The following is a 25155-nucleotide window of genomic DNA, read 5'->3' on the forward strand; positions in this document are numbered from 1 at the left end:
CCTAAATTACGAAGACAACCTTATTTATTTTCGTCCTTCAAGACCTTAATGTCCTCTATGCCGTAGTATTTGCACAAGCCATACTTGGTAACTCCATTATCAAAATCAACGAAGAACACGTGACGCAGGGCCCGATTTGTCATCTTTATAGGCTCCATATAGGCTATGGACTCACCCTTGGCGGCAGTCTCCTCCACAATGGCAATACGGGCATTATGCTCCTGCTGCATAGTGTACATCACCAATGTAGCCGCAGAAACAGTGAACAGGCCTATACCAAAGGCACCGGCATACAACAGCTTGGCTGTATATTTCTCATAATACTGACGAATGACAGACTCCCTGAACACAGCTATAGCCGCGATGATAATCATGCATACAGAGCTGAAGGTGGCCCGTGCAGGAAAAGTTGGTGCCGCCATCATTACCATATTATTTAACAATGCCAGTGCCAGCATAATTCCTGCATATCGTACGGATTCATAGGAATCCCAAATTTCTTTTGCCTTAACATTTTCAGCAAGGAGCTTAATATTTTCCTTGGAAAGTCCCAGCTTCTTTTTCACAATGGCATAAATAAAGAAAATAATGAACCAGTAAATAGCCATTTCCTCAAAGCCGCGGAAGATATTATTAACCTTATCCACTACTCCTGGATTTGTAAGGCCCGCAGGAACCATTACCAGAGAATAGAGCACATCTCTTATGGCCCAAGCCACAAAGCTGCCATTGAAATAAGAAATAACCAAAAGCACAATGAGTCCCAGAAGAATCCACTGGCCAACAGTTACCCTGCTATCAACTGGCTTTAGGGTAACTCCCTTCTTTTCCGCCAAAACTATTTTAAAAATTCTCCAGGCAATAAGGAGAGCTAATATTATAGGCAAAATATAGAGAACCATTTCACCGTTGCCGGCGAACTGATTGCCTATGTGGGTCAGAATACCTTTCCCCTTCCCCTGGTCATCATAACGGACAAAATTACCCGGAGCTGCCACCAGACCAATTAGTCCAATCAGAGCACCAAAGCAGCCGGCAGGCATCCAGCTAAGCAGACTATGCTTTTTGTAAAAGTGCCAGCTTATAAGAGCAGTGACACCCACCACCGTAACCGCCAGATTTTCCACTGACCAGCCGGCAATTACACCCAGCAAAAGCATGGGAATAATCATCCAGCCCTTAAGTACAGATTCCCCTTTTTTCAATGAGAGATTGTATGGCAGCAAAAACAGAGCCACAGGTACTGCAGACCATAAATAAACTGTGGAACCGCTTTTCCAGATTGCCACCTCACCAAAATGAGGGAAGGACAACCATGCCAAAAGGCTGGCAACAGCTACCATTACCGGCTCCCCGGAGAGTTTAATTTCACGGCGGGCATGGAAATATAGAAGGACTACCAAAGCAACAAACATCAAGGCATTGGCAATATCAAACCAGATTTTTCCCAGCCACAGGAACAAATCAAGACAAAAAACCGTAAACATACGTCCACCATGCAACATATAGTGCACATAGCAAGAGCGGAGCACATCATCAAAATTTACGATATGAACAGCCGTGGTATAAATCATTGAATATTCATAATCATCACGATGGAGAGGCATCAATATATTAAGCATAAGCATCAGTAAAAACAGCCCTGCCAATATTAAGCCAACCTGCCAAATATTATTTTTATCCTGAGACAAAACCTTACACTCCTTAACTTTTAGTTACCTCCGGCTTTTTTACCGGACTATCATATATAACCTTAATCCCGTTATATTCATCCACCAAATACGCCGGACGATGCTTGCTCTCAGTAAACACTCTGCCCAAATATTCGCCGATAATTCCCAAGGACAAAAGCTGCACGCCCCCCAAAAACAGCATAACTGTAATCAGTGTAGGATACCCCGCCACCGGATCACCATAGCACAGGGCGTTAAACAGTACAAAGCACATATACCCCAACGCCAAAACGGAAACCCCCATGCCCAGCATGGTTGTCATTCTCAGAGGTGCTGTGGTAAAGGAAGTTATCCCCTCTATGGCTAAATTGCACAATGACAGATAATTCCATGTGGTTTTGCCATAAGCTCTTGGTTGAACATGGAAAGGAATTTCCTTTTTTCTATAGCCCACCCAAGTGTACATTCCCTTGGTAAACCGCTGGTTCTCACGCATAAGGCGCAAAGCTGCCACGCAACGCTTGTCCAAAAGGCGGAAATCTCCCACATCCCGCTGCAGCTTAATCTTTGAAACCGAGTCCATTCCCAAGTAAAACAGATTAGCCGCTGTTCTTTTAAGCCATGCTTCATCCTCACGGCCAGTACGCTTGGCACATACGTCATCATAGCCCTTGTGCCACCAGTCAATCATTTCTGGAATAAGCTGTGGTGGGTGCTGTAGATCCGCATCCATAATAATGACAGCGTCACCCTCTGCATAATCAAGTCCCGCCATCATGGCAGGCTCCTTGCCAAAGTTTCTGGAAAGACCTATATAAGATACATCCTCATGGTCAGCCGCCAGTTCCCTGATTTTTAACAAGGTATCATCGGTACTGCCATCATTTATAAAGAGATAGCGAAACTCACAGTCCTTTATATCCTTTAAGACATCAGTTACCGCCGTATAAAATTGTTCCACGCCCTCCTGCTCGTTATAGCAGGGAACTATGATTGTTATTTTATCCATAGGTTCCTTTGTCTCCTTAATTCTCTGTTCCCAGTGAACGGAAATTGGTTATTTCCACCTTCTTGGCTTCAATCAGCTCCATTACAGCAGGTGAAATCATGGCGGCAAATTCCGCCTCAAAATCATGGTCCCAGCCAGTATCAGGAATCAGCTTTTTATTATCAGTACCAGGATGCATCATTACCTCGGTAGTGCCAGGCTTCAGGCTCTTAATCACTCCCAAAAGGTTATCCTCAGATACTGCTTCACCGGCCACAATACCGGCAAAATAATCAGGAGAAGCAATATTTCTGCTTTTTGCCTTGCCTCCTGCTATCATGGCCAAGGTCCCCAGGCCAACGCGACCAATAAGCTGTCCTATACCTCCAAACTCACCACTGAAAAGAGGTGCCTTTGGTATACGGACTGCCTTAATGCCAGCCTCCTTCGCCAAATCCAAAACCACATTAATCACGCCCGGCAGTGTGTGCATGTGCTGGTGACTATCCACATGGGTCAGATTAAGCCCCGTATTTTGCATCTTTCTTAACTGGGCACTTAGCTCTGCACGAACCTCCTGCATATTGACATGACCAGAAACCAGCTTCTTCACAAATGCTGTATGATCATCCACAAAGACCCCTTCCTCCGTCACCAGAGAAGGGATTTCAGATGGTGGTAATACCGGGTATCCATTTACCAGTGTAAAATGTATTCCCACGCCAAGCTGAGGGTGTCTTTTACCAATTTCCACCGCTGAATCAAAGGCTTTAGCTCCTGGCATCAAGGTGGCAGAACGCAAAATACCCTTTTCCACAGCCTGCTCCACCGCTTTATTTATAAGCTCATGCCGACCGAAATCGTCAGCATTAACAATTAATCGCTTCAAAAATCTCAATCCAATCTAAAAAACTGTTTTTCACATCAATGTCTAACTAAAATATTATACCGCAGATAGTCCATTTTTTCCATTTTATGAATAATATTATAACATTCAAAAGGACGGCCCTAAGACCGCCCTATAAACCTTTTATTTGTATCGTTCCGGCCAACAGGCCTTCAAATATTCACTGATTCTTCCTTCCCTGCCATTAGCAGTGGGATGATAATATGTGACCCCCTTAAGAGCATTTGGAAGATATTGCTGCTTCACAAAATGATATGGGAAATCATGAGCATACTTGTAATTTATACCATGCCCCAGCTTGGCCGCCCCCTTGTAATGGGCATCCCTAAGGTGTTCCGGCACTGGTCCACAGTTACGATGACGCACATCTGCCAAAGCAGCATCTATAGCCATATAGGCCGCATTACTCTTAGGTGCTGAAGCCACATAGGTTACGGCCTCAGCCAATGGAATACGGGCCTCGGGCATTCCCACAAACTGCACCGCCTGTACTGCCGCCATGGCAACCACAAGGGCAAAGGGGTCTGCATTTCCCACATCCTCAGCAGCGCAAATTGCCACCCTACGTGCAATAAAATTAAGGTCCTCTCCCGCTGCCAGCATTCTTGCCAAATAATGAATGGCCGCATCCGGATCACTGCCCCGCATACTCTTTATAAAGGCGGACACCGTGTCATAATGGTTATCCCCCTTTTTATCGTAGGTCTGGATTCGCTCCCCCAAAATAGTATGGAGAAGCTCAATATTAATTTCACTGCCATCATCAATCATGGCAGCTGCCTGTTCCAAAAGATTCAGTGCCATACGCCCATCCCCTCCGGATAACTGGGCAATGGCTTCCACAGCTTCATCAGTAATGGTAAGTCTTCTGGAACCAAGTCCCCGTTCCTTATCCTCCAAGGCCTGCTTGAGCATACGCATCAGGTCCTTATCAGAAAGGGAATTAAGTCGTACAATTCTGACACGACTCAGCAAAGCATGATTAACCTCAAAAAATGGGTTCTCTGTAGTAGCACCAATCAAAATAAGGCGTCCATCCTCCACGTAGGGAAGAAGAACATCCTGCTGGCTCTTGTTAAATCGATGAATCTCGTCAATAAACACAATGGTGCGCTTCTGGTAAAAGCGACGGGCTTCCGCCGCCTCATCCACTATTTTTCTGATATCCCCTATACCCGCAGATACAGCATTGAGCTTTTTGAAATTACTGTTGGTAAGAGATGCCACCATTTGGGCCAAGGTTGTCTTTCCCGTTCCCGGTGGCCCATAGAGAATCATGGAAGGAAGCTGGTCCTTCTCAATCATTTTTCTCAGATACTTCCCCTTGCCTACAGCCTCCTCCTGACCTATAAATTCGTCAAAATTACGGGGACGCATACGCTGGGCCAGTGGTTCGTATTTTTTGCTGTCGTTTTTTTCTGCCGTAGCAAATAAATCCATACCTAAATCCATATCGTTCACTTACTTTCCCGTCGAACCAAAGCCACCTGTTCTTTCAGCCCCCACGCCGGCAGAATCACCATCCACTGTGAGATACTTATAAAAAATTCCCTGGGCTACTCTGGTTCCTTTGGCAATAAAAAAATCCTTCTCCCCATGATTAATGAGAGGCACCATGATATGCCCCTCATTTTCAGGATTGTTATAATAATCAGCGTCAATAATCCCCTGACTGTTTACACAGGAAATTGAATTCTTGATGGAAATGCCAGAACGCACATGAATCCCCAGATACTCATCATTTTGCATATATGCTTTGAGGCCCGTAGGAACCAATACCACCTTATGGGGCACCAGAGTCACATCCTCAGCGGCCTCAATATCATAGCCGGCACTGGAGCCAGTTTTTCTGCCAGGCAATTTTATACCCTTGCCTTCATAGGCACTTACAATCTGAAAGCCTCTAATCTTATCTGTCATTTGTAAAAAACTCAGTCTTTCTTTTCATCAGTAATATTTTCCACAGGGCGTCCCATTGTAATAGTAGAAATGGCATGCTTATATACCATCTGCTGCTTGCCCATGGAATCAATAATAACCGTAAAATTATCAAAGCCCTTTACAAAGCCTTTTATCTGAAAACCATTTACCAAATGAATGGAAACCTGAATGTTTTCCTTACGAACCTGATTTAAAATACTGTCCTGCAAATTAATAACCTTTGCTGTCATAAAAATTACCCCCATTATCCTTTAAAAAATCTAGCTATATTCCAGGAAACATTATCTACAAGTCCCCGTTCCCTATAGAGGGCCGGATGATACCAATGCACATAAGGCATTTTTCTATACCAGGTCAGCTGCCGTTTGGCAAAGTGTCTGGTTCCCTTTTTTATATCATCCACTGCCTGCTCCAGGGTTCCTGTTCCCCGAACATAATTAACCATTTCCTTGTAGCCAATACCACGCATGGACTGACTTTCAGGAGACACACCACTGTTTAGCAAATTACGGACTTCATCTACCAGTCCTTGCTGCAGCATCATGTCGACTCTCCTGTTTATTCTATCATAAAGCTCTGAGCGGTGCCAAATCAGACCCGCCACATACACATCATAAACGAGGCCCTTTTCCTTTTGGGTGGAAATCTGCTCTCCCCCCAAATGATAGACCTCCAGAGCCCGCATAACCCTTCTGAAATTATTTACATGGATCCGTTCTGCCGCCTCTGGATTTATTTCCCGCAGCATATCGTGAAGGTACTGCTTTCCCTTTTCCTCTGCCAGCTTCTCCAGCTTAAACCTATATTCATCATCTCCGGCAGTATCATTAAACTGATAGCCCTCCAGCAATGACTTTATGTAAAGCCCTGTTCCTCCTGCCAAAATTGGCAGCTTTCCTCTGTTATTGAGGTCCGTAATAATGGGCTTTACTCTATCAATAAAATCAGCCACATTAAAGGATGCATCCGGGGGCAGTATATCTATCATGTGATGAACCACTCCATCCCGTTCCTTCATATCCGGCTTGGCTGAACCAATATCAAAGCCCTTATATACCAGCTGGGAATCCCCGGATATAATTTCCGTATCAAATTGCTTTGCCAACTCTATAGAAAGGCCTGTCTTGCCTGAGGCAGTAGGACCCAAAACCACAATCAATCGTTCTCTCTTCATTCGATACACACACTCCAATGAGTATCAGTCATTTTTAACTGTATTATGAAGCCGAAAATATTTTCCTCCATTTTTAAAACAAAATGGCTGCTGCTCATAATGATACACCACAAGCAACAGCCACGCAATTATACATTTTTATTTCTTGATCATGTCATGCTCCATCATGTATTCCGCAATCTGGAGAGCATTCAGGGCAGCACCCTTACGAATCTGGTCACCACATACCCAGAAGTTAAGACCATGCTCAATGGAATAATCCTTGCGGATACGGCCAACCTCCACATCATCCTTGCCAGAGGTCTCAAGAGGCATAGGATATTCCTGCTCATCAGGGTTATCTCTAAGAATAACACCAGGGAACTTGGAAAGAACCTCACGGGCCTTCTCCACGGAAACCTCGTCCTCAAATTCTACGTTTACGGACTCAGCATGGCTGCGATATACAGGAACGCGGATAGTAGTTGCAGTAATGCGCATATCCTGATCGTTCATGATCTTCTTTGTCTCATCGATCATCTTCATCTCTTCCTTGGTGTAGAGATTTTCTTTGAAGACATCGATCTGAGGAATCAGATTAAAGGCAATCTGATAGTGCTTCTTAAGGGCTGCACCAGGAAGAATGTTAGCAACAACCTCCTTGCCATCATTAATATCCTTCACCTGCTGCTCCAGCTCAGCCATAGCTTCCTTACCGCCACCGGACACTGCCTGGTAGGTGGAAACCACAACACGCTTAATCTTGGAAACATCATAAAGAGGCTTTAAGGCCATTACCATAATAATTGTGGAGCAGTTAGGGTTGGCAATGATACCCTTATGCCAGGAAATATCCTCTGGATTTACCTCTGGAACAATAAGAGGCACCTCAGGGTCCATACGGAAGGTACTGGAATTATCAATAACCACAGCACCAGCCTTGGCAGCAGCAGGACCAAGAGTCTTACTGATGGAGCCACCTGCAAAAAGAGCAATATCCACGTCGTTAAAGGAATTTTCAGTAGCTTCCTCCACGGTGTACTCCTTGCCCATAAACTGGATTTTCTTACCAGCAGAACGCTTGGAAGCGAGCAATTTAAGATTTGCAAATGGGAACTTGCGCTCCTCTATAAGATTCAGAAACTCCTGACCAACAGCACCAGTAGCACCAAGAATGGCAACATTATACTTCTTCATGTTTTGTCTCCCCTTCAATTTAAATATATAATATTTAGTCCATGAACTTATCCAAGCCAATAATAAGGCCCTTGTGACCTAAAATACTCTTGGCAGCAAGGCATACACCTGGCATAAAGGACTCACGGTTCAGTGAATCGTGACGAATAGTCAGTGTCTGACCAAGACCTCCGAAAATAACCTCCTGATGAGCCACATAGCCTGGCAAGCGTACACTGTGAATGTGCATACCATCCACATCAGCACCACGGGCACCAGCAACCTTTTCCATCTCGTTAGGATTACCCTGAACATGGGCCTTGCGAACCTCGGAAATAAGGGCTGCAGTCTGAAGTGCAGTACCAGATGGTGCATCCAGCTTCTTATCGTGATGAAGCTCTATTATTTCCACCTCTGGCATATACTTGGCTGCCTGCTTGGCCATCTGCATCATCAAAACAGCACCAATTGCAAAATTAGGAGCAATAAACACCGGAGTATCATTTGTCTCAGCCAATTTGGCCAGTTCCTGCTTTTGCTCATCTGAAAGACCAGTGGTACCAATGACAGGAGCAACCTTATTTTTCAAGGCCACCTGCGCACTGCCAAACACCACATCAGGAATGGTAAAATCCACCATTACCTGTGGTTTTACATCATCTATAGTAGTCTGTAAATCTCTGGTAAAGCTAACGCCGCATTTAGGAAGGCCCACAACCTCCCCCGCATCTCCATCACCAACTATATCAACAGCACCCACCAGCTCCAGGTCCTTGTCCTCAAGAACAGCCTTTACAACTGCCTGACCCATGCGACCATAAGCGCCGTTTACTAATACCTTTATCAACGCAAACCCCTCCGTAAATTATGATTGTCCACTACTGACGCATATAGACATCACATATTATTTTATATACAATAATACTGTTTGGCAAGAAATTTTTGTATTTTTCCATTCACAATATACATTTGTCTATAAATACGCAATTCAAGTTACACTATTTTATGTATTTAAGGACTTACTAATAAAGAAAGGTGGAGTAAAGCTTGAAAATTAATCTTCCCCAGCTGTATTTCAGCAAGCTGATGCGAGCCATTACAGAATTTGAGCTTATTGAAAACGGGGATAATATAATGATTGGTGTGTCCGGTGGCAAGGACAGCATCTTTCTGGCCTATGCCATGGCCATGATGAAAATGCGGTTAAAAAAGGACTTTAACATTAAAGCTGTAACCATAAATCCCATGTTTTCCAACGACTTTGGTGAAGGGGTGGAACGTATCAGCGAATTTATGAAGGAGCTGGAAATCCCCTTTGATACCATTGATGTGGATATTGCAGGGACAATTAAGGCCCAAAACGGCAAGGACCCTTGTTATTCCTGTGCCTTTTTCCGTAGAGGTGCCGTAAACCGCTTTGCCAAGGAGCATGGCTGCAATAAGGTTGCCTACGCCCACCACCATGACGATGCGGTGGAAACCTTTTTTATGAGTCTGCTTTATTCCGGACAGATTCACACATTTACACCGAAAACCTACTTGGATAAAATGGATGTTACAGTAATACGTCCACTGGTATATTTTAGGGAGCAGGAAATCATTGATGCAATTGAGTATCACGGCTTCCAGCCAGTGCCATCTCCTTGTCCTTATGATGGCAATACCATCCGACAGACAGTAAAGGAACTTATCGTATCCATGAGCAAGGACAATCCCCAGCTTTATCCTCATCTTGCTTCTGCCATGAGGGAAAACGCAGTAGGTGAGCTGTGGCCTGCCGCCAAAAACCGCAAAGAAATGAAAAAAGCCTACTTTAGCTACATGTACGGGGCAGAAAATAAAATATAAACGGGTGGCATGGGATATAGACATGAAGCATGCTGAGCTCAAAATGACACATCAGCACATAATCTATTTGAGCCGATATGAGGTGGCGGACGGCCGCGAAGCCCGTCTATATTAATTTTAATTAATAAATATATTGATGTGGCACTGCGAAGCAAATGAATGTCTTATCCCATGACAGGCCCCGCAAGATTTTCATAAAAATACTCCCGCTGATATCAACGGGAGTTTTTTATATGTATTATTTTATCCCACAGGCTTAAGCATCTTCTCGTAATCCTCCACGCAAAGAGGACGGCTGAAATAATAGCCCTGAATCATATCGCAGCCCAAGTCCTTCAAAATATCCACCTGGAACTTTTCCTCAATACCCTCGGCCACTGTCTTAATACCCAGATCCTTGGCCATCATCAGCATATAGCGAACCACGGCAAGATCCTGATTAGTCATATTAATGGTCATGGAATCAAAGAAGCTCTTATCCAGCTTCAATATATCCAGTGGGATACGGTTCAGCAGACCTAAGGAGGAACAACCAGTTCCGAAATCATCCATGGCGATTTTAAAGCCCAGCTTGTGTATTTCATTAATAAAATCAATAACCACGGCCTCATCAGTGCCAGTGGAGCTCTCAAGGATTTCAAACTCAATCAGATCCTGAGGAATATCGAAAAGATACAGCTTCTCCTTTACGAACTGCAAATACCCTGCACCATTTTGCATGGTTGGACGGGTGACATTTACGGAAATAGGATGGAGCTCCAACCCCTTGGAACGCCACTCACAAATGTTTTGGCATACCAAATCCATAACGTGCATATCAAGACGCTGGGCATTACCGTCCCTCTCAAAGAGAGGAATGAACTTTCCTGGTGGCATAAATCCCATTTCATCACTATTCCAGCGAATCAACGCCTCAGCCCCTCCATGAACTGCCTCATCTCCCCCAATGTAAAATTTAGGCTGATAGTACATCATAAACTCGCCACGTTCAATACCAATAAGGAAAGCATCTTCTATTTTCTTGTCCTCGAAAATCTCCCGCCGCATACTTTCATCAAAAAGGTATACAGTGTTTATATTTTCGGTTTTTCCCCGTTTACGGGCGATATTGGCATTATCTGCAAACTTGGCTGCCAGTTCCATGCATCTTTCACGCAAAGCCTCTTGTAGGCATCCAGCCAGATCCTCCCGAAGCTCCTTGGCGCATATCCGCATACCTCCAGCGGAGAAGGAAATCATGTGGTTATAGATACCGCCATTTAAATTACTCTGAATATCCTCATCATCAGTGGAAACCAGGTCTATGGCCACATTGTCCAAAATACTGCGAATCCGCCTGCTATCGCTATCCTTATCCTGACTTTTCAACAGCAAATAAAAAATATCGTTGGTTATTCGGTAGCACCGTTCCCCATCCCGAAGGTTATTGGAGAGCATTTCCCCCACCATGCGGATAATCTTAGTACCGCAGGCAAAGCCGAAAACATCATTTACCGCCTTAAATTTATCAATATCCAAGGCCACCATGATATAATCCTGTTCGTTTTTATTATCTGACAGGAGATTCATAAAATCTTCGTTATAACCAACAATACTCGGAAGATGGGTTACAGAATCCCTTACATCCCGCTCATGTTTTTCATGAATCAACTTTTTCTCTGCCAATATAGAATAGCCTGCACTTATGGCCACCAACAAAAAGATGGCCACCAAGCCCTTGTTTAAATAATTGGCCATTGCTAAAGACTCAGCCCTTGGCAGCACCGACATTAACTGAAATTCCATATAATTGCTAAGGATAAAAAGGGAAATACTGGTAATTAGAGCCAAGATTATAATTACGGAGCTTCGCTGTTTTACGCTATTTTTCATAGGGAAGCCGTCCCCTCCTTTTTCTTTCTGGCCAATGAAGCCAGTATTCCGAACAAACAAATAATGGAGAAAATCTTAAATATAATTTGAATAGCTCCAAGGAGAGCATCATTATCTGCACCAGTCACAGACTGAACAGAATTAACATCCATAACAATGGTTACAATAGCCATGGAAAAGGCCTGACCAATAAGTCGCATGGTAGCCAACAAAGAGGATGCCGTTCCATAAAACTTTGGCTGGCACGCACCCAAAATTGCATTATTGTTAGGTGATGAAAAGAGAGCAAAACCAATACCTATTATCATAAGAATCAGTCCTACCAATATCAGGGAGCTGTCCCTATGGAGCCATGATAGGGCAAAAAGGCCCACACTGTTAATCGCCATGCCCACAGAGGCCACTATCCCAGGATCAATTTTGTCAGATAGGGCCCCGGCCTTTGGGGACAGGGTAGCCATCATAAAGAACTGCAAAAGGATGATACCTCCGGCCACAGTAGCACTAAGTCCACAGATAACCTGTAAATACATGGAAACCAAAAAGCTTATGGCAAAGGTTGCTGCATAATGGAGCATGGCCGCTAAATTGCTGCAAGTAAACACCCGATTTCCAATAAAAAGACTTACGTCAAGGATAGGATGTTGGCTTTGACGCTCCACATAAATAAACAAGGCCAAAGCAGCCAGCCCGGCAATAAATAAATATATTCCCAAGGCATCAGTAATTTTTGAAAAGCCATACAGAATAAGGGGAATGGTAATCATATAACAAAGGCTTCCCTTGAAATCAAAGGGGGCTCCCCTATCACCATACCATTCTTCCTTTACCCTCAGCATAAAAATCAATCCCGAGGCTGCCACCGTTCCCGTCAGAAAAAAGAACCAACGCCATCCAAGATACTCACATATCAGCCCGCCTAGAGCCGGACCGCAGGTAAGGCCCACATACACAGAGGCTGTCTGATATCCCAGGATACGCCCCCGTTCCTTTTTATCAAACACCGAGGCCAATACAGCCATACCAGGACCGAAAACCATTGCCATAAGGCCACCCTGCAAAAAGCGAATATCCATCAAGAAGTCAACCGACGTGGCAAAGCCGGCAATAAGCAAAGTGACGGAAAACATGACTATACCAATTTTATATAGCCGCTTTCGCCCCAAAATGTCCGCTGCCTTCCCCAGGGGAAGATTAAAGATAGCGGAACCAAATAAATATGCTGCAGCGACCCAGCTAAGGTCTCCTGTCATAGCATCAAATTCACGTCCTATGGAAGGAAGGGCTACATTAATACCACTCCCCACCATGGATCCTATGAAAGATGTTATCATAACTGCATACAAAACATATTTCTGCAAGTTATCATCCCCTGAAAATCCTGTTGGCATAAGTTTACTAAATATTAGGTGAATACTCTATTGGAAACACTCACTAAATATTCATTAACAGAATTCGACATTAACCATTAATTTCCTTTAAAAATTAATATTTTCCCCAAGTAAAAAGGCCAGAACCCTAAAAATAAAGGGTTCCAGCCTTTTAATTTGTATATTAAATCATTTTATCAGCCAACTTGAGCGGTGAGAACCTCAACAGCCTTTTCAAGAGCTGCACTGAGATTTTCAGGCTTCTTGCCACCAGCCTGGGCCATATCTGGGCGACCACCACCGCCGCCACCAACAACAGCAGCAGCTTCCTTGATAATCTTACCAGAATGAGCGCCCTTGGCCACTGCATCCTTGGAGGCCTTAACCACAAGATTTACCTTGTCGCCGTTAACAGTACCGAGAACTACAACACCGTTGGAAATCTTGTCACAGGTCATATCTGCAATACTTCTCAGATCATCCATATCAGCAGCATTTACAGCAGCAGCGATTACACTAACCTCGCCAACAGTCTTAACCTGATCGGTGAGTGCAGCAGCATCTGCCTTTGCCTTTTCAGCATTAACTGCATCCAACTGCTTCTGAAGCTCCTTGGCCTGGGCAGCCAGAGTCTCCACATGGGATACCAGCTCATCCTCACGGCACTTCAATGCAGCAGCAGCATCAGATACCTGCTTAGCCTTGGTGTTGGCATATTCCAGTGCTGCACGACCAGTGATGGCCTCAATACGGCGTACACCAGCTGCCACACCGGTTTCAGATACAATCTTAAAGAGACCAATCTGTCCAACATTCTTTACATGGGAACCACCGCAAAGCTCCATAGAAAAGCCAGGAACACTTACAACACGAACCACGTCACCGTACTTCTCGCCGAAGAGAGCCATAGCACCCTTTTCCACTGCAGCATCCTTGGACATTTCCTCAATAACCACATCAGTGCCCTTAAGGATTTCATTGTTTACCAGCTCCTCAACATCAGCTAACTGCTGAGCGCTTACTGGCTCAAAGTTAGTGAAGTCAAAGCGGAGACGGTCACCATTTACAGAGGAACCAGCCTGATTAATCTGGTCACCCACAACCTTCTTCAGAGCAGCCTGAAGAAGATGGGTTGCAGTATGGTTACGGGCGGAGGAAAGCTTTTCAACCTTGTCCAGCTTAATCTGAACCTTGTCGCCAACCTTCAGCTGACCTTCCTCCACATAGGACTCATGGTAAATAGTGCCATCTGGCAGCTTCTTGGCATTTGTAGCCTTGATACGGCCCAATTCACTAACGAACAGACCAGTGTCACCCACCTGGCCGCCACCCTCTGCGTAGAATGGGGTAACAGACAGAATAATGCCTGCTTCCTCACCATCCTGGAGGGAATCAACCAATACGCCATCCTTCCAGATAGCCACAACCTCTGCCTCAGTAGCCTTTTCGTCGTGCTTTAAGGAAGCAGTGTCAATATTCTTCAAATCAGGAACGGCAAAGCGCTGGTTCTCAGCACGGGCTGCACGGGCGCGGTCACGCTGCTCCTGCATCTCCTTGTCAAAGCCTTCCTTGTCAAAATCCAAACCATTTTCCTGAAGAATCTCCTCAGTAAGCTCCCAAGGGAAGCCAAAGGTATCATAGAGCTTGAAGCTCAGCTCACTATCAAGAACCTTCTTGCCGGCCTTCTTGGCCTCAGCCATATAGCCATCCAACAGCTCCAGGCCCTGCTCCAAGGTAGCGGAGAAACGGTCCTCCTCCAGGGAAATAACCTTCTTGATGTAGTCCTGCTTCTGAGCTAATGCCTCAAAATCGCTGGCACCATCATAAATCTTGCAAACTGCATCCACTGCACCCTCAAGGAACTTGTCCTTGATGCCCAGCATACGGCCATGACGGATAGCGCGACGAAGGATACGGCGCAGTACATAACCACGACCCTCATTGGAAGGAAGAATACCATCCATAATCATGATACTCATGGAACGGGCATGGTCAGCAATAACCTTCAAGGAAACATCCTTATCAGCATCAACACCATACTTCACACCGGATACCTTAGAAGCGTACTCGATAATAGGGAACAGCAAATCAGTCTCGAAGTTGCTTGGAACCCCCTGAATTACGGAAGCAATACGCTCCAGGCCCATACCAGTATCAATATTCTTGTTTTCCAGATCGTTGTACTTGCCATCCTCAGTACGATCGAACTGAGTAAATACATTATTCCAGATTTCCAGATAACGGTCACAGTCACAACCTACTGCACAGTCAGGGCTGCCACAGCCGCGCTCCTCTCCCAAGTCGAAATAAATCTCAGTATCAGGGCCGCATGGACCAGGGCCGATTTCCCAGAAGTTATCCTCTAACGGAACGATATGAGATGGGTCAAAGCCAGGCTGAGCCTCCCAAATCTTGCGAGCCTCATCATCCTTTGGATAAATTGTAGCCCAAAGCTTGTCCTTTGGCATCTCCAAAACCTCGGTAAGGAACTCCCATGCCCAAGGAATAGCTTCCTTCTTGAAATAATCGCCGAAGGAGAAGTTACCCAGCATCTCGAAGTAGGTCTGATGACGGGCAGTACGGCCTACATTTTCAATATCACCAGTACGAACACAACGCTGGCTAGTGGTAATACGAGGGCGAGGTGGCTTTACCTTGCCTGTGAAATATGCTTTAAAAGGCGCCATGCCGGCACCAATCATTAACAAAGTAGGGTCATTTTCAGGAATCAGAGAAGCACTTGGCAAGCGCAAGTGGCCTTTCTTTTCAGCAAAGAAAGTAAGATAAGCTTCTCTAAGCTCATTACCTGTCATTTTCTTCAAAACAATCTACCTCCAAGAATATGTAAATTTATAAGTATTCACACTAACTTTAAGATTATACCATATTTATTGGCCAATATGAAGATTTACACAAAAATAACTGCCGTACAAAAAACCATACAGCAGTTGTTTTCATAGAGTTGTTATTGATTCTGTAATTCTTCCTTCAAAAGATTTAATGTGCATTCCTCTGCTGGGTCATTGGTGCCCAGCTCCCCACGGAAGGCTCTGTCAAGAATGGATTTCTTTATAGTTTCAATAGAGGAAAGTACATTCTGGCAATTTGTAATAACGGTGTTCTCCTTGGCCAGCAGATTACGAATAATGGATGCGATTTCCTGCTGCTCCGAAAGTGTCGGAACACTCACCTGCACATCCTGCATATTCTCACTCTGAGTACCTACACACTGTGATTGCTTCAACCAGTTCCCAAAGGACTCATGGATATCAGAAGAACCCAAAGGCTTGGTACACCAGCTATCTCTGCTGATGCCTTTAATCTTTCGCCAAAAAGAGGTTAATTTGCCAGTAACGCCTCCATTTATAATGGACTTTTTCCGGATCTCTGTCCCCCCAAGTACTTTTTCTATCAGTTCCTTGGCTCTATCCAGATCAGCACATGAGGACTCCAAAACAGAAACTATACGCTTTTGTTCCCCCAACGGTGGAAAAGGTATTGGCATATTCTGCAATACCTTGCCGGCAATCTGAGGGGTTGTTGACCCGGTGGCATTTTCATATAGATAATCCTTAAAATTGGAAAGCAGATGTCTTGCGTACGATATATCAACACAATCGCTTCTAAAAGCTGCTACGCCACGTCCAAGGCAATACTCTTTATCAGCAATTACAGATTTGCCAATATTATTTTTCATTGAGATAACCAAATCTCCGGACTGGGATACCTTGGTTGCTGTCTTGGTGTATTTTTTTACGGTGATTGAATTATCATCCAGCTCTGCCACACCGCTTATCACAGGAATAAATGTATCATCATCCGTGGCATCTTCACGCTTTGGATACTGTCCCAATATTATGCTGCCAACGCTTCCCAATCTTGCCCAACACCAGTTTTCCGGTACTTTAAAAGGCTGTTCTTCCTCAGGAACCAGAGCATTTTGTATTTTTTCTTCTAGTGTAAGTTGCTTCTTTGCCATTTCCTATTCTTTCTCCAGTGAGCTCAGGGTATTTACCACATTCTTCAACAAGGTTGCTGCTTCATCCAGCTGTTTTGCAGCCTCCTGAGCCGCCTCCAAAGGATCCGGCAAAATCTCAGGCTCTGCAGCAGGGGCATCCATCAAAGCCTCCCCCTCACAGTTGCTGTCGTTGGTGGCTATTCCTTCACCATCAAGAGTATTTAAGCTATTATCGAGTTCCACTACTATTCCTCCACGATGTTACCTTCTATAGTAAAAAGTATATTTTCAAAATACTATCTATATAATGATAATATATGGAGCCGAATTTGACAAATAAAGTTAATGCTCAGCCAGAAAAGCACCCAAATACAGCGGTAAAGTTAAAACTTTTCCTTGTCTTCCCACCTGGGCATTTGCAAGTTTAACAGCATTATCCACATGATATCTGTCTGGATTCGATAATATATGCTTCAGACTTTTGGCATTACCATTTTGTGCCTTTACCTCCACCAAGGTTGCTTTACCTTTATATCTGATGACAAAATCTATTTCCAATCCGGATTTTTTATGAAAATAATAGAGCTTGCGCCCCATCTTACCAAAAAAATCTGCTACAAGATTTTCAAAGATTGCCCCCTTATATCCAAGCAAATTTCCTTGGAGGATATCAGCCTGGGTACCATCCTCCAGCATACTGACAAACAGTCCTGTATCTGCCATATATACTTTAAAAATATTATCCTCTGCATTTCCGGAAAGTGGTAATTCCGGTACTGACAGATTATAACATCGATTTACTATACCAGCAGACTCAATCCAATCAAGGGCATTCTCAAATTTTGCTGATGTACCTCTTTTTTCTACAACTGAATATTGAAATTTTTTGTTTTCCTTGGCTAATTGCTTGGGGATAGATAAAAATGCCTTACGAATACGAATTTTATCATTATTAACAGCATATTTTACCATATCATCCCCATAGGAAGTTACAATATCCCGCTGCATGGCAAGTACACTTCCCATATTATGGTTATCAACAAAGTCCTGTACCACTGCAGGCATACCACCCACCACTGCATACTGTAACAACAACTCCTTCATCCGCTGATGAATAGCCTCAGGTACCTCTTTTTCATCATCTATACACTGCTTCAGCAATGCAATAATATTATCATTTATTCCATTTGCCCAAAGAAATTCTTCAAAATCCATAGGGGTCATATCCATAGTTGTTTCATATCCCACTGGAATGGACTTTGGTGTACCAAACCCTTTTACTCCAAGCAGTGAACCAGTGGCAATTACATCATAGCGGCCATCTAATTTAAAGAATTTTAAAGAAGTTCGCGCCTCCGGACACTCTTGTATTTCATCCAAAACAATAACAGTTTTGTTATTTTCAAACTTACAACCAGGGATATGGGCGGACAAGAGGATTTTTATTTTATCTATCTCCAAACTCCCTTGGAAAATACTGCTTAAATTTGGATTTTCAAAAAAGTTTAGATAAATGACATTTTTATAATTTTCTTTGGCAAAATTCAATACTGACCATGTTTTTCCGCACTGGCGACATCCCTTTATTATCAATGGCAAATGATTAGGATTATCCTTCCATGCTTTAAGATTAGCATAAATTTTTCTTTTTAACATTTCCTCTCCACCTCCAAAGCCTTGTTTTTCTACATTATAAAAAGCTGTAAGGTTTTTTTCAAGTGACTTTTATGTTGTTTTTAGTTTTTTTCAAGTGACTTTTATGTTGTTTTTAGTTTTTTCAAGTGACTTTTATGTTGTTTTTAGTTTTTTTCAAGTGACTTTTATGTTGTTTTTGGTTTTTAAAAAGGGACTTTGTGGTGGTCAAGCAATTCATCTCTACGGGTGATATCACAAAAAAGCTGTATTTCCCTTGATTAACATCCTCATTGCAAACTGCCCGCTGAAATTTAGCCTTAAAAAATACGAACACCATATTTATTCCTCCCATCTCTTTTCTGGGTTATTTATCCTTTCACTGTAGTATACCCACAAAAAAACTGCCCGTATTAAACCGGCAGTTTAACCATTTGGCGATTGCCATATTTTTTTTGCTGTAGTAGGATGGTATTGGTGCAAAGCATTACACTTTAATAATTTGAGGAGTATTATGGTGTCAGAGATAAAAATTCCAAAACTAAATATAAAATATGACTGTGAGCTTCCTAATAAACAGCTAGTGCTGGTTGGTGGCGGCAGACAGCCTTCAAAAGCCTGGCTGCAGGAGGCGGTCAAGGGCAGAACCCTTTGGTGCATTGACCACGGGGTGGATATATGCCACGAGCTGGGCCTCGTGCCGGAGAGGTTACTTGGAGACTTTGACAGCTGTAATAATGCTAGCCTCCAATGGGCCAAAGGCCATGGCACCATCATCGAAGAATTTGATACCCACAAGGATTTTACAGATACCCAGGCAGCACTAAGGCTGGCCAGGGAAAAGAATGCTTTCTGTATTCTCACTGGGGCTCTGGGGAAGCGTTTTGACCATACCTACAGCACTATTTTTTCCTTTGGCAACTCTCTAGTGAAGGGCTGTATCGCCGATGAAAGGGAAACTATATGCTTTATTCGGGATGGTGAGTCATTGACTATTACCCCACAGACATCCCCAAAAGCCATTTCACTGTTGCCCATCACGCCAAGGGTAGCAGGTGTTTCCACCAGAGGACTTCACTGGGAGCTTAATATGTCAGAGCTTACTCAAGTAAATCCTTACGCCATCAGCAATATAATCGCTGATGACGGTGATAGCAACAGCTTCACAATTTCTATAAACAACGGAACATTGGCAATATATCTGTGCTGGGAGGAATAACCTCCGAAAAATGTCTAAATTAATAACAGAAATAAAAAATCCCCCTATATAGGCTTTGGATACAGATGGGAACAGCCTATGTACGGGGAATTTTTATTTAACTCTAAAGTGTATTGTATCACAAAATGGAACGTTTACGGAAGGCCTCATATAAAAGAATTGCTGCAGCTGCGGAAACATTAAGTGATTCAGCCTTGCCAGTCATTGGAATATACACTTTTTGATCAGCTTCCTCCAGCATTTTTTGTGATACACCGTTGCCCTCGTTACCAAAAACAATGGCACATGGGCTTACATAATCGGCCAGATAATGGCGTACAGCAGTATCATCTACAGCTGTGGCAATGAGAGCCACCTCGTTATCCTGACACACATCCCTTAATTCTTCAGGGGTAATTCCAGTCATTACAGGAATATTGAATAAAGAGCCCATGGAGGCCCGTACCACCTTGTCAGCAAAAATATCCGTGGTGCCTTCCAAACACACTACGCCGGAACATCCAAGGGCATCAGCGGTACGAATAATATTGCCCGCATTCCCCGGATCCTGGACGCCATCAAGAACAGCAATAAGTGGTGCTGAGGCATCATCATTATTGGACTTAAGAATTTCCTGCCAAGTAAAAATACGGAAGCCCATTACTAAAAGCAGCCCCTGAGGAGTTACCGTATCAGCCGCCTTGTCGTAAAGCTGGTCACTCACCTGATATACGGGACATCCCTTTTCCTGGAGCTGCTCCACCACTGCCACAGCCCGTGGGTTTTCCATGGCAGAATCAGATATAAGAGCAAATTCCATAGGCCAGTCAGACTGTGCAGCCATTTCCACCAGACGAACGCCCTCGGCTACAAAAAGATTTTCTGCTTTACGGTATTTATTTGTATGCAGCTTGGCTGCCAATTTTATCTTTGAATTGGTGAGACTTTCGATACGTTCAAGCTCAATCATCAGATCAGCTCCTTTCCCTCATCTTTATATTATATCACAAGGGGCTTTTTTTGCACCAAAATAAAAAGAGCTGTCAATAAAGACAACTCTTAATATTCAATATTACAGGTTTTCCTTAGCAACTGCAACCATCTGAGCAAATGCGTTAGCATCGCTGATAGCAAGGTCAGCCAACATCTTGCGGTTAACCTCTACACCAGCCTTGGTAAGACCAGCGATAAGACGGCTGTAGGAAATACCATTAGCACGTGCTGCAGCATTGATACGTGCAATCCAGAGACGACGGAAAACGCCCTTCTTCGCACGACGGTCACGACGAGCGTAGTAGAGAGCCTTCATAACGGTCTCATTTGCCTTCTTAAACTGCTTGCTCTTGGAGCCCTTGTAGCCCTTTGCTAACTTTAAAATCTTATTATGACGTCTATGTGCAGTCACGCCGCTTTTAACTCTTGGCATGTTCTTTTCCTCCTAAATGTATCTGTTATTTAATGAATTAAGCGTATGGGAGACACTTAATCTCGCGCTTGTAGTCACCTGCAACCAGCAGAGCTGCCTTACGCATGTTACGCTTACGCTTTGGAGACTTCTTCTCCAGGATATGTCTCTTATAAGCCTTGTTTCTTCTAATTTCGCCAGTACCAGTTACAGTAAAGCGCTTTGCAGCTGCTCTACGAGTTTTCATCTTCTGCATTACTGTTTTCCTCCTTTAGTTTGAGCCTTAGGGGCTAAAATCATAATCATATTTCTACCTTCAAGCTTAGCATCCCGTTCTACGGTTACTGAATCCTTCAACGCATCTGCAAACTTGCTAAGGATTTCCTTACCAAGCTCTGGATGGGACATTTCACGGCCACGGAACATAATAGTTACCTTAACCTTGTCGCCATCTGCCAGGAAACGCGTAGCATTCTTCAACTTGACGTCAAAATCATGCTGTTCAATGTTTGGACGAAGCTTAACTTCCTTGATGGAAATAACCTTCTGCTTCTTGCGTGCTTCTTTCTCACGCTTCTGCTTTTCATATCTATATTTACCGTAATCCATGATACGGCATACAGGTGGCTTCGCCTTAGGAGCAATCTCCACCAAATCAAGATGCTGCTCCATAGCCATATTCAATGCATCTTTTACCTGCATTACACCCAATGACTGGCCTTCTGCGTCAGTCACGCGGATTTCACCGCCACGAACTCGGATTTCTTCGTTGATTCTCTCAGTTTCCTTACTAATAAAAAACACCTCCCGCTTCATTTTTAAACCACATAAAACAAAAATGAGGGCGGCATACACCACCCTCACAAATACAATCTGTATCAGACCCGCTGACCTAATCAGCAAGGTGAGAAGCGGTGGCCTCTGCTTTGTTTACCTTGAGTATATTAACACTTAGAAGCCACGCTGTCAACAGATATTTTTATTTTTTTTAATACTCAGCAGACTTGGTTGCAATCTTCTCCTGAAGCAGTGCAATGAACTCGTCCACCTTCATGGTTCTTGTTTCCTTCTGACCATGGCAGCGAACATTTACAGTACCGTCAGCAACTTCCTGATCACCCACAACCAAAAGATAAGGTATCTTCTTCACCTGGCCATCACGCATCTTGTAGCCAACCTTCTCATTGCGATCATCCACCTCTACACGATAGCCCATATCGAACATTTTCTTTTTCAGCTCGAAGGCATAGTCCATGTGCTTATCAGTAATAGGGAGAATCTTTGCCTGAACAGGAGCCAACCAGGTTGGGAAAGCACCAGCATAGTTCTCAATAAGAATACCGATGAAGCGCTCAATGGAACCATATACTACACGGTGAATCATAACAGGACGATGCTTCTGCCCATCCTCACCGACATAAGTCAGATCAAACTTCTCTGGCAGCTGCATATCAAGCTGAATAGTACCGCACTGCCAAGTACGACCAATGGAATCCTTCAGATGAAAGTCAATCTTAGGACCATAGAATGCACCATCACCCTCGTTGACAATGTATTCCAGTCCACGATGTTCAAGGGCATTTCTCAAGCCGTTGGTAGCCAGCTCCCACATCTCATCAGAGCCCATGGAATCCTCCGGACGGGTAGAAAGCTCAGCATGGTACTCCAAGCCGAAGGTGCTGTACACCTCATCAAAAAGGTCAATAACCTTCTGGATTTCCCCTTCAATCTGCTCAGGAGTCATGAAAATATGGGCATCATCCTGAGTGAAGTTCCGAACACGGAAAAGGCCGTGAAGAGCACCAGAAAGCTCATGACGATGAACAAGACCAAGCTCACCGGCACGAAGTGGGAGATCACGATAGCTGTGCTGCTGAGTCTTATATACAATCATACCACCTGGGCAGTTCATTGGTTTTACTGCATAATCTTCACCATCAATTTCAGTGAAGTACATATTTTCCTTGTAGTGAGCCCAGTGACCGGAACGCTCCCAAAGCTGACGGTTCAAAATCATTGGAGTCTTAATCTCCTGATAGCCATAGCGACGATGAACCTCACGCCAGTAGTTAATCAGCTCATTTCTGATTACCATTCCATTTGGATGGAAGAATGGGAAGCCAGGACCCTCCTCATGGATACTGAAGAGATCAAGCTCCTTGCCCAACTTGCGATGGTCACGCTTGGCAGCCTCCTCCAGCATATGGAGATATGCATCCAGCTCATCCTTCTTTTCAAAGGCAGTACCATATACACGCTGAAGCATCTTGTTCTTAACATCACCGCGCCAGTAAGCACCAGCCACGCTCTGAAGCTTAATAGCCTTTACCTTGCCAGTGGAAATAACATGAGGGCCGGCACAGAGATCAGTGAACTCACCCTGAGTGTAAAGGGAAATAGTAGCATCCTCAGGCAGATCGTTAATAAGCTCCACCTTGTAGCCCTCGCCAGCAGCCTTGAACATATCAAGAGCCTCCTGACGGCTTACTTCCTTGCGCTCCAGCTTAAGGTTTTCCTTAACGATTTTGTTCATCTCTTTTTCGATGTCCTTAAGGTCTTCCTCGGTGAGGCGCTTTTCCATATCAATATCATAGTAGAAGCCGTTATCAATAGCAGGGCCGATAGCCAGCTGAACATTCTCAGACTTATAAAGTCTTTTAATAGCCTGGGCCAAAATATGGGAACCAGTATGACGCAGTGCCCAGCGGCCTTCCTCATCCTCAAAGGTCAAAAACTTGATGCTGGCATCCTTGTCAAGGATAGTTGTAATATCCTTGGTCTCACCATCAATACTGATAGCCAATACCTTCTTTGCCAAACTGTTGCTGATGGACTTTACCAGCTCCAGGCCGCTTATACCAGCCTCAACTTCACGAACTGCGCCATCTGGCATAGTTAATTTAATCATGATCTATTCCTCCCAAATAATAAAAATACTCACAGGGAAAATAAAAATACCCCGTTCCCATATAGGGACGAGGTATATACTTCGCGGTTCCACCCTGCTTGCCACACTTACATAAAAATGTGACCAACTTTGGCGATGTTAACGGACTCATTCCGGCAGCATTTAGTAAAATTTCATGCTGCGGCTCCGAAGGGGTAACAACAGACTCAATTATAGGACTTTCCAGCAACCGTCCCTCTCTGAATAACGAAATTCTGCGTCATGGCTTCTTCACGGCCTGTGCAATATCTAAATTACTGTCTAATTATAGTATTCACATTACCTACTGTCAAGAAGATTATTGGCGGCTAGCCACCTGTACCTTCTGTTTATCACCGGCTATAACTGGTATTTGCAGCTTGCGGCCGGCTCTAAGATCACGATCATTCTTTATATCATTGATTTCCTTAATGGCAACAGTAAGCTCCTGAAGCTGTTCGTTGTCAGAGGTATAACGGCTGGCAATAGTTTCAATACTTTCTCCATGTTGTAAGATTACAGTATCAAATTCAGAGGTTCTGAGATAGGAATTAGTCAAATTAAAGGGAGAGAGAACAGCTAGTCCAATAAGTATGGCAATAATAATATTTTTCATAATATCTGCTCCTTTACTCTTAAGAAAATCAGTTCTTGGAAAATTAGTTCCAAGAAAATAAGTTCTTAAAACTTTTGTTTGGTGATATATTAGCATAGAATCCATGTTCTGTCAATAAAATACCAAACAAATTTTCGTTGATTTTATTATTCCTTTTTGATACAGTATCCTTATTAATTTTCAGTTTACAAAGGAGGTTCCCATGGTTTTACACGGAGCCGTTATTATTGAACAGGGCGTAAAATTTGCCCTTCTATCTGTAAAGCAGTCCGTTACCCAATACACTGTCCGTTCCACCAGATTCCGCCAGGCCGTTAGACCATTTTTCCCTAACATGCCTATTATTCTCATGTCCCAGGACAAAGATGGTGTCCCCCACTACTATGGACGTAAGGACATTGTGGAATTTTTGAAAACCGTACCTCTGGATCGGATTCCGTGGAAAGTGTATCACATCTATTAACAAAGTACATGAAATAATGGCAAAAAAAA

General features: G+C 43.8%; 24 protein-coding genes and 1 other annotated feature. Of the genes, 3 read left to right on the forward strand and 21 right to left on the reverse strand.

What is annotated here, in order from left to right:
• Positions 1-20: 20 nt before the first annotated feature.
• From T355_RS0101040 to dapB, 9 genes are all read right to left on the reverse strand, one after another.
• The gene (locus T355_RS0101040; RefSeq protein WP_269318735.1) at positions 21-1691 is read right to left on the reverse strand and encodes a DUF3329 domain-containing protein; all 1671 of its coding nucleotides are present in this window, start codon (positions 1689-1691) and stop codon (positions 21-23) included.
• 13 nt (positions 1692-1704) lie between these two features.
• On the reverse strand, positions 1705-2682 hold the full coding sequence (locus tag T355_RS0101045) for a glycosyltransferase family 2 protein (RefSeq protein WP_027396115.1): 978 nt from the start codon (positions 2680-2682) through the stop codon (positions 1705-1707).
• A gap of 16 nt (positions 2683-2698) precedes the next feature.
• Positions 2699-3550: a ChbG/HpnK family deacetylase gene (locus T355_RS0101050; protein WP_027396116.1), complete on the reverse strand. Its 852-nt coding sequence runs from the start codon at positions 3548-3550 to the stop codon at positions 2699-2701.
• Between the two features lie 141 nt (positions 3551-3691).
• The gene (locus tag T355_RS0101055) at positions 3692-5008 is read right to left on the reverse strand and encodes a replication-associated recombination protein A (protein ID WP_037329666.1); all 1317 of its coding nucleotides are present in this window, start codon (positions 5006-5008) and stop codon (positions 3692-3694) included.
• Positions 5009-5029: 21 nt separating this feature from the next.
• Complete coding sequence (gene dut, locus T355_RS0101060; RefSeq protein ID WP_027396118.1) at positions 5030-5488, reverse strand: dUTP diphosphatase; 459 nt, start codon at positions 5486-5488, stop codon at positions 5030-5032.
• An 11-nt stretch (positions 5489-5499) separates the two neighbouring features.
• A complete protein-coding gene (hfq, locus tag T355_RS0101065) occupies positions 5500-5739 on the reverse strand; it encodes an RNA chaperone Hfq (protein ID WP_027396119.1) in 240 nt (79 codons plus the stop codon).
• A gap of 14 nt (positions 5740-5753) precedes the next feature.
• On the reverse strand, positions 5754-6683 hold the full coding sequence (gene miaA, locus T355_RS0101070; protein ID WP_027396120.1) for a tRNA (adenosine(37)-N6)-dimethylallyltransferase MiaA: 930 nt from the start codon (positions 6681-6683) through the stop codon (positions 5754-5756).
• A gap of 138 nt (positions 6684-6821) precedes the next feature.
• The gene (locus tag T355_RS0101075; RefSeq protein WP_027396121.1) at positions 6822-7859 is read right to left on the reverse strand and encodes an aspartate-semialdehyde dehydrogenase; all 1038 of its coding nucleotides are present in this window, start codon (positions 7857-7859) and stop codon (positions 6822-6824) included.
• Between the two features lie 34 nt (positions 7860-7893).
• Entirely contained in the window at positions 7894-8685 is a 792-nt protein-coding gene (gene dapB / locus T355_RS0101080) for a 4-hydroxy-tetrahydrodipicolinate reductase (protein ID WP_027396122.1), read from the reverse strand.
• Positions 8686-8885: 200 nt separating this feature from the next.
• On the opposite strand from dapB, the gene T355_RS0101085 reads away from it, so the two are divergent.
• Entirely contained in the window at positions 8886-9686 is an 801-nt protein-coding gene (locus tag T355_RS0101085; protein WP_027396123.1) for a tRNA 2-thiocytidine biosynthesis TtcA family protein, read from the forward strand.
• 243 nt (positions 9687-9929) lie between these two features.
• Here T355_RS0101085 and T355_RS0101090 read toward each other — a convergent pair whose 3' ends face one another.
• From T355_RS0101090 to T355_RS0101115, 6 genes are all read right to left on the reverse strand, one after another.
• Positions 9930-11558: a GGDEF domain-containing phosphodiesterase gene (locus T355_RS0101090; protein ID WP_027396124.1), complete on the reverse strand. Its 1629-nt coding sequence runs from the start codon at positions 11556-11558 to the stop codon at positions 9930-9932.
• A complete protein-coding gene (locus T355_RS0101095; RefSeq protein ID WP_051555300.1) occupies positions 11555-12919 on the reverse strand; it encodes an MFS transporter in 1365 nt (454 codons plus the stop codon). The genes T355_RS0101090 and T355_RS0101095 overlap by 4 nt, the downstream gene beginning before the upstream one ends.
• A 206-nt stretch (positions 12920-13125) precedes the next feature.
• Positions 13126-15741 carry an alanine--tRNA ligase gene (alaS, locus tag T355_RS0101100; protein ID WP_197019538.1) on the reverse strand — a complete coding sequence of 872 codons (2616 nt, stop codon included), beginning with the start codon at positions 15739-15741 and terminating at the stop codon, positions 13126-13128.
• A gap of 152 nt (positions 15742-15893) precedes the next feature.
• Positions 15894-16907, reverse strand: coding sequence for a restriction endonuclease subunit S (locus tag T355_RS0101105; RefSeq protein ID WP_027396127.1), 1014 nt, complete (start codon positions 16905-16907; stop codon positions 15894-15896).
• A gap of 3 nt (positions 16908-16910) precedes the next feature.
• Positions 16911-17129 carry a hypothetical protein gene (locus T355_RS0101110; protein WP_027396128.1) on the reverse strand — a complete coding sequence of 73 codons (219 nt, stop codon included), beginning with the start codon at positions 17127-17129 and terminating at the stop codon, positions 16911-16913.
• A gap of 99 nt (positions 17130-17228) precedes the next feature.
• Positions 17229-18542 carry an ATP-binding protein gene (locus tag T355_RS0101115; protein WP_027396129.1) on the reverse strand — a complete coding sequence of 438 codons (1314 nt, stop codon included), beginning with the start codon at positions 18540-18542 and terminating at the stop codon, positions 17229-17231.
• Between the two features lie 490 nt (positions 18543-19032).
• Here T355_RS0101115 and T355_RS0101125 point away from each other — a divergent pair, with 490 nt between their 5' ends.
• A complete protein-coding gene (locus T355_RS0101125) occupies positions 19033-19737 on the forward strand; it encodes a thiamine diphosphokinase (protein WP_027396131.1) in 705 nt (234 codons plus the stop codon).
• Positions 19738-19855: 118 nt separating this feature from the next.
• On the opposite strand, the gene T355_RS0101130 is transcribed toward T355_RS0101125, so the two are convergent.
• The 6 genes from T355_RS0101130 to T355_RS13145 all read right to left on the reverse strand — a co-directional run bounded on the left by T355_RS0101130 (position 19856) and on the right by T355_RS13145 (position 24663).
• On the reverse strand, positions 19856-20686 hold the full coding sequence (locus tag T355_RS0101130; RefSeq protein WP_027396132.1) for a TrmH family RNA methyltransferase: 831 nt from the start codon (positions 20684-20686) through the stop codon (positions 19856-19858).
• Between the two features lie 102 nt (positions 20687-20788).
• Positions 20789-21142: a 50S ribosomal protein L20 gene (gene rplT / locus T355_RS0101135; RefSeq protein WP_027396133.1), complete on the reverse strand. Its 354-nt coding sequence runs from the start codon at positions 21140-21142 to the stop codon at positions 20789-20791.
• A 37-nt stretch (positions 21143-21179) separates the two neighbouring features.
• Positions 21180-21377, reverse strand: coding sequence for a 50S ribosomal protein L35 (rpmI, locus tag T355_RS0101140; RefSeq protein ID WP_027396134.1), 198 nt, complete (start codon positions 21375-21377; stop codon positions 21180-21182).
• On the reverse strand, positions 21377-21937 hold the full coding sequence (infC, locus tag T355_RS0101145) for a translation initiation factor IF-3 (RefSeq protein WP_051555301.1): 561 nt from the start codon (positions 21935-21937) through the stop codon (positions 21377-21379). Before infC ends, rpmI begins: the two co-directional genes overlap by 1 nt.
• A 10-nt stretch (positions 21938-21947) precedes the next feature.
• Positions 21948-22054: a sequence feature (ribosomal protein L20 leader region), on the reverse strand.
• Between the two features lie 55 nt (positions 22055-22109).
• On the reverse strand, positions 22110-24029 hold the full coding sequence (thrS, locus tag T355_RS0101150; RefSeq protein ID WP_027396136.1) for a threonine--tRNA ligase: 1920 nt from the start codon (positions 24027-24029) through the stop codon (positions 22110-22112).
• A gap of 337 nt (positions 24030-24366) precedes the next feature.
• The gene (locus tag T355_RS13145; RefSeq protein ID WP_051555302.1) at positions 24367-24663 is read right to left on the reverse strand and encodes a LysM peptidoglycan-binding domain-containing protein; all 297 of its coding nucleotides are present in this window, start codon (positions 24661-24663) and stop codon (positions 24367-24369) included.
• A 202-nt stretch (positions 24664-24865) separates the two neighbouring features.
• Between T355_RS13145 and T355_RS0101160 the strand changes: the two genes are divergently transcribed.
• Positions 24866-25126, forward strand: coding sequence for a hypothetical protein (locus tag T355_RS0101160; RefSeq protein ID WP_027396137.1), 261 nt, complete (start codon positions 24866-24868; stop codon positions 25124-25126).
• Positions 25127-25155 lie beyond the last annotated feature (29 nt).

Source organism: Anaerovibrio lipolyticus LB2005, from assembly GCF_000621545.1.
Taxonomy (GTDB): domain Bacteria; phylum Bacillota; class Negativicutes; order Selenomonadales; family Selenomonadaceae; genus Anaerovibrio; species Anaerovibrio lipolyticus_A.